Consider the following 15,376-nt stretch of genomic DNA (forward strand, 5'->3'; position numbering starts at 1 on the left):
TTAGGAGAGTTGCGCCATGGTCCAGAATGCCCCGTCCAAGCCCACCGCATGTCTGGCTCTGGCCGACGGAACCCTGTTTTATGGCGTAGGCTTCGGCGCAACAGGCCAAACTGTGGCCGAACTGTGCTTTAACACCGCGATGACAGGGTATCAGGAAATCATGACTGATCCCTCCTACGCTGGGCAGATCGTCACCTTCACCTTCCCGCATATCGGCAACGTCGGTGTGAACCCCGAAGATGACGAAACCATCGATCCGGTGGCCGCGGGTATGGTGGTCAAGTGGGATCCGACTGAACCCTCGAACTGGCGTTCCGCCGAAGAGTTGAAGGATTGGCTTGCGCGCCGCGGCCGGATCGCAATCGGCGGCGTCGATACCCGCCGCCTGACCCGCGCGATCCGTCAGCAAGGCGCGCCGCATGTGGCACTGGCCCATGACCCGGAAGGGAAGTTCGATATCGAAGCGCTGATCGCGGCGGCGCGTGGGTTTGCCGGTCTGGAAGGCATGGACCTGGCCAAAGAAGTTACCTGCGCCCAAAGCTATCGCTGGGATGAAATGCGGTGGGCCTGGCCCGAGGGCTATGCCCGTCAGGAAGCGCCCGTTCATAAGGTTGTTGCAATCGACTATGGCGCCAAGCGCAACATTTTGCGCTGTCTTGCCTCGGCGGGCTGCGATGTGACCGTGCTGCCGGCAACCGCCACTGCCGCCGAGGTTCTGGCTCACAATCCCGACGGAGTGTTCCTGTCAAACGGTCCGGGCGATCCGGCCGCGACTGGTGAGTATGCCGTGCCGATGATCAAAGAAATTCTTGAGACAACAGAACTGCCGGTTTTCGGCATCTGCCTGGGTCACCAGATGTTGGCTCTGGCACTTGGCGGGCAGACCATCAAGATGAACCACGGCCACCACGGTGCGAACCACCCGGTCAAGGACCTGGAGACCGGCAAGGTCGAGATCACCTCGATGAACCATGGCTTTGCGGTAGACGCCGAGACCCTACCCGAGGGCATTGTGGAAACCCATCGATCCTTGTTTGACGGATCGAACTGCGGCATCCGCATGACAGATCGCCCGGTCTATTCGGTTCAATACCACCCAGAAGCCTCGCCGGGACCGCAGGACAGTTTCTACCTGTTTGAACGTTTCGCAGACGCCATGGCAGGCCGTAAAGCGCAGGTATAATCGCCTACTGCCCAAGGTTAACCCGCTATTAACCTAAATGGATCAACCCTGACGACAGGTCGCTGCGTCAGGGTTTTTTTAATGGTTGAATTGAATCTTCAGAATTTCACCTCTGCAGCGCCGATCCCGCCGCAAGCTTTGCGCAAACCCCTTGGGGCTTGTCTGATTGAACAAGGCGCAATCACGGCGGATCAATTGAGGCAAGCGCTGGACCTACAAACGCGACAGAAAGCCTCTTTGGGCGAAATTCTGGTTGGCGAGGGCTGGGTCAGTCGCGCTGATGTTCTGACGGCTCTGTCCACACAAAGCGGCTGGCAAATTGCCGACCTTGAAGAAATCCCGCCCGCCCCGGGCTTGTCCGAGTTCAAGCCGGTGGAATTCTGGCTGGCGCACAATGTCATCCCGTGGATGCGCATCGGCCCCCTTCTTCTGGTCGCGACTGCCCGGCCCGACCGGTTTCCAACCGTCACAGCTGAAATGCAGGACTGCCCCTATGCCATCATCCCGGTTCTGGCCGCGCCAGACCAGATTGACCGGGTGATATCGCAGCAGTTTGCGATGCCTTTGGCCCAAGCCGCCGAAGCACGCGTCGATGAGGCGCAAAGCTGCCGCACCTGGACACCGGTCTCGCGCGCTGTTCCGGTTTTGGGTGCAATTGGGCTGATCGCACCCTGCGCGCTGATGCCGAAATTTGGGCTTTCCGTTCTTCTGATTGCGGCTGTTACCACGTTGATCCTGTTCATGATCTTGCGAGTGGCAGGCGCGTTGGCCTTTCTGGTATCGCGGATCGGACCACGAGAGGTTGATCCCAAATCCGCCCCGATTTCCCTGCGACAACCCTGTGTCTCTATCATGGTCCCGCTGTACAAAGAACGCGAGATTGCAAGCGCTTTGATCCAGCGCTTGCAACGGTTGACCTACCCCAAGGCGCTGCTGGATGTGATCCTGGTACTGGAAGAAAGTGACGATGTCACGCGCGAGACTGTTGCCAAGGTCGACCTGCCCAGTTGGATCAGAACCGTCGAAGTTCCCGAGTTGAACGGCCTGACCACCAAACCACGCGCGATGAACTATGCACTGGATTTCTGCCGGGGCGACATTCTGGGCGTTTGGGATGCGGAAGATGCGCCTCAACCGGATCAGATCGAACGCGTTGTCGAACACTTCACCCAAGCCGCACCGGATGTGGTTTGCCTGCAAGGGGTTCTGGACTATTACAACCCTCGCACCAATTGGCGCTCGCGCTGTTTTACGATTGAGTACAACAGCTGGTTTCGCGTTATTTTACAGGGGATTGCACGGTTGGGCCTGGTAGTGCCATTGGGTGGAACCACGTTTTTCTTTCGCCGTGACAAACTGGTCGAACTGGGCGGCTGGGATGCCCATAACGTGACCGAAGATGCAGACTTAGGCGTGCGCCTCAGCCGTGCCGGATACCGCACCGAGATGGTTGATACCACAACCTATGAAGAGGCCAACTTCCGCGCCTGGCCCTGGGTCAAACAGCGTTCGCGCTGGCTCAAGGGATTTATGGTCACCTATCTGGTGCATATGCGCAGCCCCTTGAAACTGTATCGCGATCTTGGACCGATGAAGTTTGTCGGGGTTCAGGCTTTCTTTCTGGGCACTCTGGGACAGTTCCTTCTGGCTCCGGTGCTATGGGTCTTCTGGTTATCGACACTGGGTGTGTCGAACCCGATGCAAACCATCTTGCCACCTTCTCTCATCACGCCTTTGCTGATGCTGTTCATTGTAACTGAAGCGATCAACATTGCGGTTGGGATGCTGGCCGTCGCTGCGCGCGAGCGGCGGTTCCTTCTGCCCTGGGTGCCGACGATGGGGCTGTATTTTCCCTTGGGCGTCGTTGCGGCCTACAAGGCGTTGTGGGAGTTGGTGTTCAACCCGTTCTTCTGGGATAAAACCCAACACGGCCAAGCAAACGAGGACCTGCAAAAGGTCTAAGCATCAGTTCTCCCGCCGCACAGCATCCTGTTTAAGGCGTGTCATAAACGCGACGGAGATATGCTCTTTCAGGGCGCGGCCTGCGGCTTCTTCATCCCGTGCGGCAATGGCATCGACAATGGCTTTGTGTTCGCTCTGCGCAATCTCACCCCGCCCCTGGACCGCCAATGATGTCGTGGCCATCAGGGCCATCGTGCGATGCACCAGATCCAGTTGTTGCACTAAATACCGGTTGTGCGAGGCCAAATGTATCTGCTCATGAAACCGACGGTTTGCCCGCGCCAAGGCGGTTGGGTCATCGACCAAAGCATCATCCTCGGCCACCATTTCCTGCAGCACTCTGATCTCTTCTTCGGTCGCATGCTTGGCGGCCAGACGGGCGGCCAAACCTTCTAACTCGCGCCGCACCACATATAACTCGGCCATCTGGTTGTGATCCAAAGACGCCACGATCAGCGACCGTCCGTCCCGTTCCAACAAAGACTGCGTCTCAAGCCGCTGCAGCGCCTCGCGGATCGGAGTACGCGAGACACCAAACCGCTCGGCCAACTCACTTTCGACCAGACGATTGCCGGGTTTGTAGACACCCACATCAATCGCTTCGAGAATAAGGCTGTAGGCATCCTTGTTGGATTGTCGGGATTGGGGCATGTGTCTTACGTCTCCTCGTTCGGACATGTCTATCCGTGTCCGGGCCGTGCAATCAAGCCCGGCATTGAAAAGCACCAGATTGCAGCCTAAACCCGCATCATGGTCAAACCTGCTTTTAGCCACGTTACCCAATGGGTGTTCGATCTGGACAACACTCTTTATCCGCCGCATATGCGCCTGTTCGACCAGATCGAGGTGTTGATGACGGATTACGTCGTGCAGGCCATAGGTGTGAACCGGGCTGAGGCTGACCGGCTGCGCAGCCATTACTGGCGTGAATACGGCACCACACTGGCAGGGTTGATGGCTGAACACGATCTGGACCCTGATCCCTACCTGCATGCGGTCCATCAGGTCGATATGAGCCATATGGACGCCGATGCCGAACTCGCGGCCCATATCCGCGCCCTGCCCGGTCGGCGCATCGTTTATACCAATGGCAGCGCGCCCTATGCCGAACGCGTGCTTGAGGCGCGTGGACTGACAGGACTGTTTGATGCGATCTACGGCGTCGAACATGCAGGCTATCGCCCGAAACCGGAGAAGGCAGCTTTCGAGACGATCTTTGCGCAGGATGGCATTCAGGCCGATAAGGCTGCCATGTTCGAGGATGACCCCCGCAATCTGGCCGCCCCGCACGAGATGGGAATGCGCACCGTTCACGTCGCGCCGGACCCGCACGAGGCCGACCATATCCACCATCACACGGATGATCTGACCGCCTTTCTGGCACGCCTGCGATAGGCTGTCACACTGCGACGATCTGCACATTCTGCACCTGCAGCATCAGTCCTATATCCCGTTTTGCGACGAACAGAACGGAGACCCAGATGACCGCGATCGAGATGCCTCGGCGCCTGCCGATTTGGCAGCGCTTGTTTTATGGAATTCCCCTGCTTGGATGGCTGGCACGAGACGCCGCAGAGGGCGAACCTGAGGACCTTGTGTACACTGCGGCGGCGATCTTCAGCATGTGGGGGTGCTCGGCTTTGCTATTCGGTCTGCCGGGTCTTTACATCCCAGCGGTACTGATGGTCCCAATCATGTTCCTGATCCTCATCCTGATTTCGCGCGGATAGGGCACGAGACAGGATGTCACTTGGCGCAGGCGGCGGAACCGCACTAGGGTCTGCCGTGAGCGGAGTGAGTGCCATGACCAACAGCTGTGACATCCTGATTTCCGGCGGCGGCATCGCCGGCCTGACCGCAGCGGCGGCCTTTGGCGCAGCTGGGTTCAATGTGGTCTGCGTTGATCCAACGCCACCGATCACTGAACGCGATGTTGATGGGTCGGACCTGCGGACCACGGCCTTTCTTCAGCCCGCGCAGGCGCTGTTGGAACAGTGTGGATTGTGGGGCCGGTTGCAAGCGCACGCAGCTCCCCTGCAGATCATGCGTATCGTTGATGCCGGCGGTGATATCCCTGAACCGCGCGTGGTGCGGGATTTCAACGCCTCGGACATCTCGGATCTGCCCTTTGGCTGGAATCTACCCAACTGGCTGTTACGGCGCGAGATGGTGGCGCGGCTGGCCGAATTGCCCAATGTCGATTTCCGCCCCGGAACAGGTACCGCCAGCCTGTTCACCCGCACCGCCGAGGCGCGTGTCGGCCTGAGTGATGGCAGCCGCCTCCGGTGCAAAATGGTCATCGCTGCAGACGGTCGGAACTCGCCCATGCGCGAGGCGGCGGGGATTTCCGTTCACACCACGCGCTATGGTCAGAAAGCGCTTGCCTTTGCCGTCACACATCCGATCGCGCACGAAAATGTCTCGACCGAGATTCACCGGTCCGGTGGCCCCTTCACGCTGGTGCCTTTGCCCGATTGGCAGGGTCAACCTTCATCCGCCATCGTCTGGATGGAACGCGGGCCACGTGCGGTTGAGTTGCTGAACCTGGATACCGATGCATTCGAAACCGCGATGACCGAGCGGTCCTGCGGTTTGTTCGGGCCGTTGAAACTGGCCTCGCGCCGGACGATCTGGCCAATCATCAGCCAATCTGCTGCGCGCCTATCTGGCGAGCGCATCGCGCTGATGGCTGAGGCCGCCCATGTGGTGCCCCCTATCGGTGCGCAAGGCCTGAACATGTCGCTGGGTGATCTGCGGTCGCTGCTGGATCTGGCGCAAGCCCGACCCGAGGGTTTGGGCGACGCGCAAATGCTGGATGCCTATCACAAGGCGCGGCACGCCGAGATTGACCTGCGGGTTAAAGGCATTGATCTGCTGAACCGCGCCTCGATGATCGAAGCGCGCCCGTTGCGCGATGCCCGCGCCATGGGACTGAACGCTTTGTATTCGATGGCACCGGTACGCAAGACGCTGATGCAAATGGGCCTAGGCGTTCGCTAAGGCCCAACAAGTTTACAGAACCTGATCCAGAACGCGTTTCAAACGGGCGATGGTGCCATCGACATCATAGAGCTTGTCAAGCCCGAACAGACCAAGCCGAAAGGTACTGAACCCAGCCGGTTCATCACATTGCAGCGGCACACCGGCGGCAATCTGCATGCCCAACGCGGCGAATTTCTTGCCATTCTGAACGTCCGGATCAGCCGTATAGCTGACAACAACTCCCGGCGCGCCAAAGCCATCCGCGGCCACCGAAACAGCACCTTTTTCCTTTAACAGCGTCCGCACGCCATTGCCCAATGCCCATTGCGCTTTCCGCAGCTTCTCGAACCCGTAATCTTGCGTCTCAAGCATCGTATCGCGAAAGGCAGTCAACGCATCAGTGGGCATGGTGGCGTGATAGGCATGTCCCCCATTTTCATAGGCCTGCATAATCTGACGCCACTTTTTGAGATCCACTGCAAAACTGTCGGACTCGGTCTCTTGCAACCGCGCTTCGGCCCGTTCGGACAGCATGACAAGACCGGCACAGGGCGATGCGCTCCAGCCCTTTTGTGGGGCCGAGATCAGGACGTCCACTCCGGTTGCTTTCATATCGATCCAGGCACAGCCAGAGGCGATACAATCCAGGACCATCAAGGCCCCGACCTCATGCGCCGCCGAGGCCAAGGCGGTTACATAGTCATCTGGCAGGATCACCCCGGCTGAGGTTTCCACATGCGGCGCGAAGACCACATCCGGGCGGGTCTTGCGAATGGTGGCGACCACATCCTCGACAGGCGCAGGTGCAAAAGGCGATGGGCTGGAATTCCCCGTTTCCCGGGCTTTCAGGACAGTCACCGCTTTGCTCAAAGCAGCGCTTTCGATGATCTGGCTCCACCGGTAAGAGAACCAGCCATTTCTCACCACCAGAACGTCCGCGTTGCGGGCGAATTGACGGGCAACAGCCTCCATTCCATAGGTGCCACCACCGGGAATGAGGGCAACGCCATCGGCGTTGTAAACCTCGCTCAGCATGACAGAGATATCTCGCATGACCTGCTGAAACTTTATTGACATGTGGTTCAATGATCGATCGGTAAAGACAACCGAGAACTCTTCAAGACCGTCTGGATCCACGGTTTCCAGCAATGCAGGCATTTCGAATCCTTCCCTTCAGCATTTGGTTGAAAGACTGGCGGGATTACATGGGCGGGTAAAGTCAAAACGGCGCGACAAAACTGACCCAAGGTCAAGTGAAACAATCCCTGAGATTCCGCACTAAAGGCTTCAATTACAGCAAAAATGACGCCAATTAGTGTCAGATCCCCTTTACACTTTTACTTGCTTCTGACCAGATACATACACTTTTTGCTTGAAGGGATAGTTTCACAGGTGAATGTTCAAAAGCGGATCAGCTTCCAGGTCGTTCGTGACGAAGTCAAACGCCGTATCGAAAGCCGCATCTGGCCTCAGGGCTCGCTTTTACCGACAGAAACGCAACTGGCTGAAGAGTTCAACTGCGCCCGTGCAACTGTAAATCGGGCGCTGCGCGAACTCGCCGATCAGGGCTTTGTCGAACGCAAGCGCAAAAGCGGGACGCGGGTTAAAAAGGAACCAACCCGTAATGCAAAGCTAGAGCTTTTGCTGGCCCGGCAGATGGTGCAAAATCAAAACGCTGACTATCGGTATGCGCTGGTCGAGCGGAATGTAGAATTCAGCCCGAGATGGCTGGCTTCACAGCTCGGCGTTGCGTGCGACGCACGTGTTCTGAACCTGACCTGCATGCACTATGCCGACAACCGCCCCTTTCAGTTGGAAGAGCGCTGGATCAATATCGAAGCTGTTCCCGAGATCGAAGACGCCAATTTGTCCGATAGTGGTCCGCATGAATGGCTTTTGAACGCCGCGCCGTTTAACGAAGCTGAAGTTTCGTTCAGCGCAGTCTCGGCTGACAGTCGCCTTACAGAGTTCATGGGTACGACAGCCGGGACCTCGATGATCCAGATGGAAAAGACGACGTGGAAAGATGACACCCCGTTGAGTTTTGCGCGGATCACGCATCACCCGAGCTACCGCATCCGGACAAAGTATTAGACGCCGTCACCCAATCGGCCCGGGCAGCCGTTCCTCGCTGAGTAGGACATTCGCCTCAACATCTCCTGCACCCGGCAAAGTCATGATTCGGCGGCGCAGCACCCGCTCGAAATCGGACAAGTCCCGCGCCACAACGCGCAACCGGTAGTCATACAGCCCCAACACATGTTCGACAGTTTGCACTTCGGGGATAGCGCTGACGGCGCGTTCGAAATCTTCCAGACTGACCTGACCTTTGCGGGCCAGTTTAACGCCCAGGAAAACCGTAACGCCGAACCCCAAAGCCTCGGCATTCAGGCGCAACCGGCGGCCCTTGATGACGCCGGCCTCTTCGAGCCTGCGAATACGCCGCCACGTGGCGGGCTGCGACAATCCCAGTTTGCGACCTAACGCACCCGCGCTTTGCGTTGCGTCCTGACATAGGGCGCGCAGGATCTGTCGATCAGTTTCGTCAAGTTCGATCATACCGGCAGCACCTCGTCCCGCTTGACCCGCGCGATATGCATCAAAGCTTCGATATCAGCGATATGCGGCAGGGTCAGGATGCGATCCCGATACAGCCGCTGATAGTGCGCCATATCCTTTGCCAAAATGGACAGGCGCACATCCACCCTGCCCAGAAAGGTCTGTATCTCGATCACTTCCGGTACCTGTCGGGCTGCGGCGGTGAATTCGTCAAATGCGCGCGGCTGTGTTTTGTCCAGTGTCACACGCAATGACACCTCGACCGCGTAACCCAAAGCGGTCCAGTCAATCACTGCCTCTTGGCCTTCGACAATTCCTGCGGCCTGCATCTTTTCGATGCGTCGCCAACATATGCCTTGCGTGATCCGACACCGTTCGGCCAATTCAGCGGTCGAAAGGCTGGGCTCAGCCTGAAAATGGCGCAAGATACGTCGATCAATCTCATCGAGCATGAATTTTCCATAATCCTTCGCCAACACGAATACTTCTTCTTGTTTTTTGTGAATATCTGATATCAACGCGCTCGCCAATCGAAAAAACTCCGGGTAAAAGCACAGCAATCGAAACTGAAAGGACCGACGAAATGCGCGTCTACTACGATCGCGATTGCGACATCAACCTGATCAAGGACAAGAAAGTGGCTATCCTGGGCTATGGCAGCCAAGGCCACGCTCACGCGCTGAACCTGCGTGACTCGGGCGCCAAGAACCTGGTCATCGCTTTGCGCGAAGGCTCACCCTCGGCCAAGAAAGCCGAAGGTGAAGGCCTACAGGTGATGGGTATTGCAGAGGCAGCCGCATGGTGTGACGTCATCATGTTCACCATGCCCGACGAATTGCAGGCCGAAACCTACAAGAAATACGTGCATGACAACATCAAGCCGGGTGCTGCTATCGCGTTTGCCCACGGCCTGAACGTCCACTTCGGCCTGATCGAGCCGAAAGAGGGCGTCGACGTCATCATGATGGCCCCCAAAGGCCCCGGCCACACCGTGCGTGGCGAATACACCAAAGGCGGCGGCGTGCCTTGCCTTGTGGCCGTTGACAATGACGCGACCGGCAAAGCGCTGGAAATCGGTCTGTCCTACTGCTCGGCCATCGGTGGCGGCCGTTCGGGCATCATCGAAACCAACTTCCGCGAAGAATGCGAAACCGACCTGTTCGGCGAACAGGCCGTTCTGTGCGGTGGCCTGGTTGAGCTGATCCGCTGCGGTTTCGAAACTCTGGTAGAAGCGGGCTACGCGCCCGAAATGGCCTATTTCGAGTGTCTGCACGAAGTGAAACTGATCGTTGACCTGATCTATGAAGGCGGCATCGCCAACATGGATTACTCGATCTCGAACACGGCTGAGTACGGCCAGTACGTGACCGGCCCGCGTATCCTGAAATACGACGAGACCAAAGCACGCATGAAAGCGGTTCTAGACGACATCCAGCAGGGTAAATTCGTTCGCGACTTCATGCTGGAGAACGCCGTTGGTCAGCCGACCATCAAAGCGTCGCGCCGTGCCAATGACGAGCACATGATCGAGGAAACCGGTGCGAAGCTGCGTGCCATGATGCCCTGGATTTCAGCCGGTAAAATGGTCGACAAAGAAAAGAACTAAGCCTGACAGATGTCAGAGTTAGGGCGACCAAAGTGGTCGCCCTTTCTATTTTGTGAATGCGTTGGCGTAACACTCGCCTAGAACAAAATCCCAGCCTGTATCGTATCCGCCCCGTTTCTCCGGCGCCTCTGCAGCCCAGACTTCCCACCCCGAATGGGTCAGTGTTACAAGGGTTTTGCCGGGATCCCTCTCTTCAAAAAGCACTTCAACCTGCGTGGGAAAGTCTTTGTTCGTACCAGGATGCCAAGTGAAGGCCACGCGCCGCCCGTCTTCATAGATCAGCACCTCGCCCCAGTCAGCCCTTTCGCCATCGCACATCGTTTCATACACCGCACCACCAACCCAAGGCTCGATCATGACCGCCAGCGCTGGTTTTCCCTTGGAGGCCGACACAGCATGACCATCCAGCGGCCACCAGTTTGCAACGCGATGAACAAAAACATCGAAAGCCCTATTCGGCGCTGCGTTCACGGTAATAGATTTGACAATTGGATTGGTCATACATCGCGCCTTTCCCGATTTATTTCTTCTGCAAAACTGCCCAGCACGTCTGACCAGTATCGTTCCAACCATGCCCGAATGCTGTCCAACCCGTCTTGACGTGCAAAGTAAATACGACGCGTCCCTTCTGACCGGCATTCGACCAATCCGGCGTCAGACAAGACCTTCAGATGCTGCGATACCGCTGGGCGGCTGACGGGTAGCGTCTCCGCCAAGGCCCCAACCGCAGAAGGCCGGGCTGCTACCGCTTCGAAAACCTTAAGGCGCGTTGGATCACCTAGGGCTGAAAACGCATCATGGTAAGTCATAACTTACCGTAAGTTATGACTTACGTATTGTCAAATTCAGGCACGTGACATCTATAAAATCAAAGGATAAGGGGGAGTTATGGTTCAAGACCCCAACTACCGCGATTGGATTGGTGTGATTTCACTCGGCCTCATCTGGGGCGGTACGTTCATGGTGGTCGCCATGGCGCTAGAGGGATATGGACCCGTGACCGTCGCAACGGCACGGACGACGCTGGGTGCGATCACCTTGCTGTGTTTGATGGCTGTCACTGGTCGTCGGATGCCCGGACCGGATCGCCGCCTTTGGGGAGCGATTGTTATCATCGGGCTGCTGTCGACCGCGCTGCCCTTCATGCTGCTCAGCTGGGGTCAACAATATGTTCCATCGGCTTTCGCAGGCCTTTCCATGGCAGCGATCCCGCTGATGGTTCTGCCATTGGCCCATTTCTTTTCCGACGAACCGCTGAATGCGCGCAGAATGCTGGGTGTCTCTCTGGGGTTTGCCGGCGCTTTGGTACTCATAGGTCCGGGGCTTGCCCAGATCGGACAAGGTGCCGAGCCTTTGGCCCAGCTTGCCTGCATCACAGCTGCGCTGTGCTATTCTGTGGCCTCGATCTTCACCCGGCGCTGCCCGCCCATCGACCCGGTGACTCTGGCCGCGCTAACGCTTGTGGTCGGCGCAGTTTGCTTGTTGCCGCTTATGCTGGTCATAGAAGGGCTACCGGAATGGGAAGGCGCGCGCTCCGGTCTTGCCATCATCATCCTGGGGCTGGTTCCGACCGCCTTTGCAACGCTTCTGCGGGTCTCGATCATTCGCAGTGCGGGGTCAGTCTTTCTGACTCTGGTGAACTATCAGGTTCCGATCTGGTCGATGGTGTTCGGGGCATGGGTTCTGTCCGAGGCTCTGCCACTGCGGTTCTTCATCGCTCTGGCGATGATCCTGACCGGGCTGGCGATCAGCCAATGGTTCAGCCTGCGTCAATTGCTGATCGGCCGCTAGCCGGCAGCCGCTTCGACCTCGGCCACGATGCCATCGACCACCTGAGACAGAAGCGCATCATCCTCGCATTCTGCCATCACGCGGATCAATGGTTCTGTGCCTGATTTGCGGATCAACAGGCGCCCCTGCCCGTTCAGGCGGGCCTCGGCATCGGCAATAGCCGCCTTGACGTTTTGCGCCTCGAGCGGGGCCTGATCGGCAGCATAGCGGACATTCTTAAGCAGCTGCGGCACAGTCTCGAATTGCTGTGCCAGATCCGAAGCCGTGCGGCTCGACAGAACCATTTCGGCCAGAAAATGCAGACCCGCCATAAGCCCGTCACCGGTGGTGGCATAGTCGCTCATCACGATATGGCCGGATTGTTCCCCACCCAGATTGAAGCCGCCTTCGCGCATGCGTTCTACAACATATCGGTCGCCAACCGCGGTGCGTTCCAGCTGCAAACCCTGCGAGTGCAAATGCCGTTCTAGCCCAAGGTTAGACATAACGGTGGCGACCAAAGCGCCGCCTTTCAACTGGCCAGACTTGGCCCAGGCCGAGGCCAGCAAGGCCATCAACTGATCGCCGTCCGCTACTTTTCCAGTCTCATCGATAACGACGACCCGATCCGCGTCGCCATCCAAGCAAATCCCCACATGCGCACCATGCGCCACCACCGTCTCTGCGGCCAATTGCGGCTGTGTCGATCCGCAGTTGAGGTTAATGTTCTTGCCGTTCGGCGCAACGCCAACCGGGATCACCTCTGCTCCCAACTCCCATAGCACCTCAGGTGCGGTTCGGTGCGCGGCCCCGTTGGCGCAGTCGATCACTACCTTCAGGCCATCCAGCCGCACGTCACGCGGCAGTGAGGATTTGATCCGCTCACCATAGCGAAAACGCGCATCGTCGACGCGGCGGGCGCGGCCGATATTCTGTGCTTGGGCCGGGCTGACGCCCTCTTCAATCAAGCGCTCAATCTCAATCTCGGCCTTATCGGACAGTTTGAACCCATCAGGCCCAAAGAACTTGATCCCATTGTCGATGGCCGGGTTGTGGCTGGCCGAAATCATGACCCCCAGATCGGCGCGCATTGACCGGGTCATCAGACCCACTGCGGGTGTCGGCACAGGGCCCAGCAGCAGCACGTTCATCCCAGTTGAGGTCAAACCTGCTGTCAGCGCGTTTTCCAGCATATAGCCGGACAGACGCGTATCTTTACCGATAACCACACGGTGCACGCCCGAGGCGTCACGGCGGAAATACCGTCCAACCGCGGCCCCGATACGCAAGGCCATTTCGGCTGTCATCGGATGGGTATTGGCCGTGCCCCGCACACCATCTGTTCCGAACAACTTGCGCATCAATTACCCCTCACCAAAATCGTTGAAACCGGATTACCGGACCGCAGCCCATAGACGCAAGGCCTGTGCCGTTTCTGCCACGTCATGCACCCGGATGATCTGCACGCCTTGGGACAATCCGTCCAGAGCGAGGGCGATTGATCCCGGCGCGCGGGCGGTTTTTTGCGGCGCTTTCCCGATAGAGCCGATGAACCCCTTGCGCGACACACCCAGCAGGATCGGGCAGCCCAACCCGTGAAACACGCTGAGATTGCGCAGAAGCTCCAGATTGTGCTGTTCGGTTTTGCCAAAACCGATGCCGGGATCAACGATGATCAGGTCGCGGCTCAGGCCCAAAGCCTCAAGACGAGCGATCTGGCTTTCCAGAAAATCATAAACATCCAGCACGACGTCATCGTATTGCGGATCGTCCTGCATCGTGGCCGGATCGCCCTGCATATGCATCACGCAAACCGGCGCGCCGAGTCCGGCGCAGAACGGAGCAAGCTTTGGGTCGAAGGTAAAGCCCGAAACATCGTTGACCAAACCCGCCCCGGCGGCGCAGGCTGCTTTGGCCACCGCCGCCTTGCGAGTGTCGATTGAAATCAGAGCATCTGTTTCGGCCCGGATCGCTTCAATCAGCGGGCGCGTGCGAGCTATTTCTTCGTCTTCAGGGATAAAATCTGCGCCGGGTCGCGTAGATTCGCCGCCGATGTCCAGAATGGTTGCGCCAAGAGCGACCATTTCAGCCGCGCCTGCCCGCGCCGCGTCGACGGTGCTATGTACACCCCCATCCGAGAAACTGTCTGGCGTGGCGTTCAGAATGCCCATGATCTGAGGTTGTGCCATGTCGAGGCCCGCAATAGCTGCGCGCGGACGGCTGAGGCGGTCCAACTGATCAGCCGGGAGCTCCGCCGCCACGACGACACTTGGCTCGCGACCCCGCGACAGAACCTCGACATGCGTAAACCAAAGCGCCTGACCCGCTAACGGCACAGCGTCCTCGGGCCGGGCCGCGCCATGTTGAACGAGCGGGCGGTAGTAATCCCTCACAATTGTGCCTGATCGACAGCAACCGCGCGCAGCGGCGTCTTGGGTTCTTTCGGCAGCTCTCCTCCGATGACCATCATCTCGCTGGCCTCGAATGTCGCGGCAAACCACGCGGCCAGGGCAACCGCGTCCGAAGGCGCAGCTGATGGACCGTCAACCGCATCCAACACGATCTTGGACGGGGCCCAAACGCAGATTTGGCCGTTTTTCATCGCCCAATCCAACTCGGTTCGAGTTGAAACAACCACGCAGCGGTGATCCCGTGCAGCCAAAACCCATGCGTTTTGCTCGATGGACAGCAGGTCGATCCGGCGCTGAGTCATGGCGTGGCCGGTCTGCGGCATCACCAGATCAGAGGCGCCAACACACAGGATCAGCGGGCGCTGACGATTTTCCAATTGGTCGATCCAGCCTTTCAGGTTGCCAGATGCAATGGCGTCATTGGACAGGAAAACCAGACGCGGATGCGGACGTTCCTCTTCTACAACGTCGTGATGCACGGCATCCTTGCCGCGCACGATCTCGACGCCCAATGCACCGGGGCCGCGATCCAGTTTCTCGATCCGCACAAACACACGCACAGCCTGAGGTTCCAGCAAAATACGCTCGGCTACTCGTTCGGCCAGCGTTTCCAGAAGGTTCAGACGCTCTGCCGCCAATTCATAGGCAATCGCTTCGGTCACGCGGTCATACGACAGGATACGATCCACATCATCGTCAATATCCGCCGTCAACGGGCGGACTTCGACAACGATGTTAAAGCAGATGCGCTGGGTCGTGCCGCGCTCGGCCTGAAAAGCTCCGATCTCAACTTCGACGGTGTGATCGCGAAGCGAAATGCGATCCAGCGGCCCTCGGGGCGAGGTCGCCTCGGATCGTTCAGACGGGTGCGCAAAGGCAAGGCGGATTTCAGAACTCATGGAT

At 58.2% G+C, this 15,376-nt stretch carries 17 protein-coding genes; 8 read left to right on the plus strand and 9 right to left on the minus strand.

Annotation, left to right across the window (positions count from 1 at the left end; translation table 11 throughout):
* Positions 1–16 precede the first annotated feature (16 nt).
* Both carA and ABLN87_RS04455 read left to right on the plus strand, forming a co-directional pair.
* Complete coding sequence (gene carA, locus ABLN87_RS04450) at positions 17–1,183, plus strand: glutamine-hydrolyzing carbamoyl-phosphate synthase small subunit (RefSeq protein WP_353007887.1); 1,167 nt, start codon at positions 17–19, stop codon at positions 1,181–1,183.
* An 81-nt stretch (positions 1,184–1,264) separates the two neighbouring features.
* Positions 1,265–3,145 (plus strand): glycosyltransferase, encoded by a 1,881-nt coding sequence (locus ABLN87_RS04455; RefSeq protein WP_353007888.1) that lies wholly within the window; start codon positions 1,265–1,267, stop codon positions 3,143–3,145.
* A gap of 3 nt (positions 3,146–3,148) precedes the next feature.
* Here the strand turns inward: ABLN87_RS04455 and ABLN87_RS04460 are convergent, their stop codons facing one another.
* Positions 3,149–3,796 (minus strand): GntR family transcriptional regulator, encoded by a 648-nt coding sequence (locus ABLN87_RS04460; RefSeq protein ID WP_170532641.1) that lies wholly within the window; start codon positions 3,794–3,796, stop codon positions 3,149–3,151.
* A 99-nt stretch (positions 3,797–3,895) separates the two neighbouring features.
* Between ABLN87_RS04460 and ABLN87_RS04465 the strand changes: the two genes are divergently transcribed.
* From ABLN87_RS04465 to ABLN87_RS04475, 3 genes are all read left to right on the plus strand, one after another.
* The gene (locus ABLN87_RS04465) at positions 3,896–4,540 is read left to right on the plus strand and encodes a pyrimidine 5'-nucleotidase (RefSeq protein WP_353007889.1); all 645 of its coding nucleotides are present in this window, start codon (positions 3,896–3,898) and stop codon (positions 4,538–4,540) included.
* A gap of 86 nt (positions 4,541–4,626) precedes the next feature.
* Entirely contained in the window at positions 4,627–4,875 is a 249-nt protein-coding gene (locus ABLN87_RS04470; protein ID WP_353007890.1) for a hypothetical protein, read from the plus strand.
* A gap of 73 nt (positions 4,876–4,948) precedes the next feature.
* Positions 4,949–6,145 (plus strand): UbiH/UbiF family hydroxylase, encoded by a 1,197-nt coding sequence (locus ABLN87_RS04475; RefSeq protein ID WP_353007891.1) that lies wholly within the window; start codon positions 4,949–4,951, stop codon positions 6,143–6,145.
* Positions 6,146–6,157: 12 nt separating this feature from the next.
* Here the strand turns inward: ABLN87_RS04475 and ABLN87_RS04480 are convergent, their stop codons facing one another.
* Positions 6,158–7,285, minus strand: coding sequence for an aminotransferase class V-fold PLP-dependent enzyme (locus ABLN87_RS04480; protein WP_353007893.1), 1,128 nt, complete (start codon positions 7,283–7,285; stop codon positions 6,158–6,160).
* 234 nt (positions 7,286–7,519) lie between these two features.
* Here ABLN87_RS04480 and ABLN87_RS04485 point away from each other — a divergent pair, with 234 nt between their 5' ends.
* A complete protein-coding gene (locus ABLN87_RS04485; protein ID WP_353007894.1) occupies positions 7,520–8,221 on the plus strand; it encodes a GntR family transcriptional regulator in 702 nt (233 codons plus the stop codon).
* 6 nt (positions 8,222–8,227) lie between these two features.
* Here ABLN87_RS04485 and ABLN87_RS04490 read toward each other — a convergent pair whose 3' ends face one another.
* Together ABLN87_RS04490 and ABLN87_RS04495 are read right to left on the minus strand one after the other, a co-directional pair.
* Positions 8,228–8,686 carry an Lrp/AsnC family transcriptional regulator gene (locus ABLN87_RS04490; RefSeq protein ID WP_170532632.1) on the minus strand — a complete coding sequence of 153 codons (459 nt, stop codon included), beginning with the start codon at positions 8,684–8,686 and terminating at the stop codon, positions 8,228–8,230.
* The gene (locus ABLN87_RS04495) at positions 8,683–9,138 is read right to left on the minus strand and encodes an Lrp/AsnC family transcriptional regulator (RefSeq protein WP_170532630.1); all 456 of its coding nucleotides are present in this window, start codon (positions 9,136–9,138) and stop codon (positions 8,683–8,685) included. Before ABLN87_RS04495 ends, ABLN87_RS04490 begins: the two co-directional genes overlap by 4 nt.
* 131 nt (positions 9,139–9,269) lie before the next feature.
* On the opposite strand from ABLN87_RS04495, the gene ilvC reads away from it, so the two are divergent.
* On the plus strand, positions 9,270–10,292 hold the full coding sequence (ilvC, locus tag ABLN87_RS04500; RefSeq protein WP_170689671.1) for a ketol-acid reductoisomerase: 1,023 nt from the start codon (positions 9,270–9,272) through the stop codon (positions 10,290–10,292).
* 45 nt (positions 10,293–10,337) lie between these two features.
* On the opposite strand, the gene ABLN87_RS04505 is transcribed toward ilvC, so the two are convergent.
* Complete coding sequence (locus ABLN87_RS04505; RefSeq protein WP_353007896.1) at positions 10,338–10,793, minus strand: SRPBCC domain-containing protein; 456 nt, start codon at positions 10,791–10,793, stop codon at positions 10,338–10,340.
* Positions 10,790–11,101, minus strand: coding sequence for an ArsR/SmtB family transcription factor (locus ABLN87_RS04510; RefSeq protein ID WP_353007898.1), 312 nt, complete (start codon positions 11,099–11,101; stop codon positions 10,790–10,792). Before ABLN87_RS04510 ends, ABLN87_RS04505 begins: the two co-directional genes overlap by 4 nt.
* Before the next feature lie 79 nt (positions 11,102–11,180).
* On the opposite strand from ABLN87_RS04510, the gene ABLN87_RS04515 reads away from it, so the two are divergent.
* Complete coding sequence (locus ABLN87_RS04515; protein WP_353007899.1) at positions 11,181–12,083, plus strand: DMT family transporter; 903 nt, start codon at positions 11,181–11,183, stop codon at positions 12,081–12,083.
* Here the strand turns inward: ABLN87_RS04515 and glmM are convergent.
* From glmM to ABLN87_RS04530, 3 genes are read right to left on the minus strand one after another with little or no spacing between them, the layout of a single operon-like run.
* Positions 12,080–13,423 carry a phosphoglucosamine mutase gene (gene glmM, locus ABLN87_RS04520; RefSeq protein WP_353007901.1) on the minus strand — a complete coding sequence of 448 codons (1,344 nt, stop codon included), beginning with the start codon at positions 13,421–13,423 and terminating at the stop codon, positions 12,080–12,082. The genes ABLN87_RS04515 and glmM overlap by 4 nt on opposite strands.
* A 33-nt stretch (positions 13,424–13,456) precedes the next feature.
* Positions 13,457–14,455: a dihydropteroate synthase gene (folP, locus tag ABLN87_RS04525; RefSeq protein WP_353007902.1), complete on the minus strand. Its 999-nt coding sequence runs from the start codon at positions 14,453–14,455 to the stop codon at positions 13,457–13,459.
* On the minus strand, positions 14,452–15,372 hold the full coding sequence (locus ABLN87_RS04530) for a dihydroneopterin aldolase (protein ID WP_353007903.1): 921 nt from the start codon (positions 15,370–15,372) through the stop codon (positions 14,452–14,454). Before ABLN87_RS04530 ends, folP begins: the two co-directional genes overlap by 4 nt.
* Positions 15,373–15,376: the final 4 nt, after the last annotated feature.

Origin of the sequence: Ruegeria sp. SCP10 (assembly GCF_040329495.1) — a bacterium.
Classification (GTDB): domain Bacteria; phylum Pseudomonadota; class Alphaproteobacteria; order Rhodobacterales; family Rhodobacteraceae; genus Ruegeria.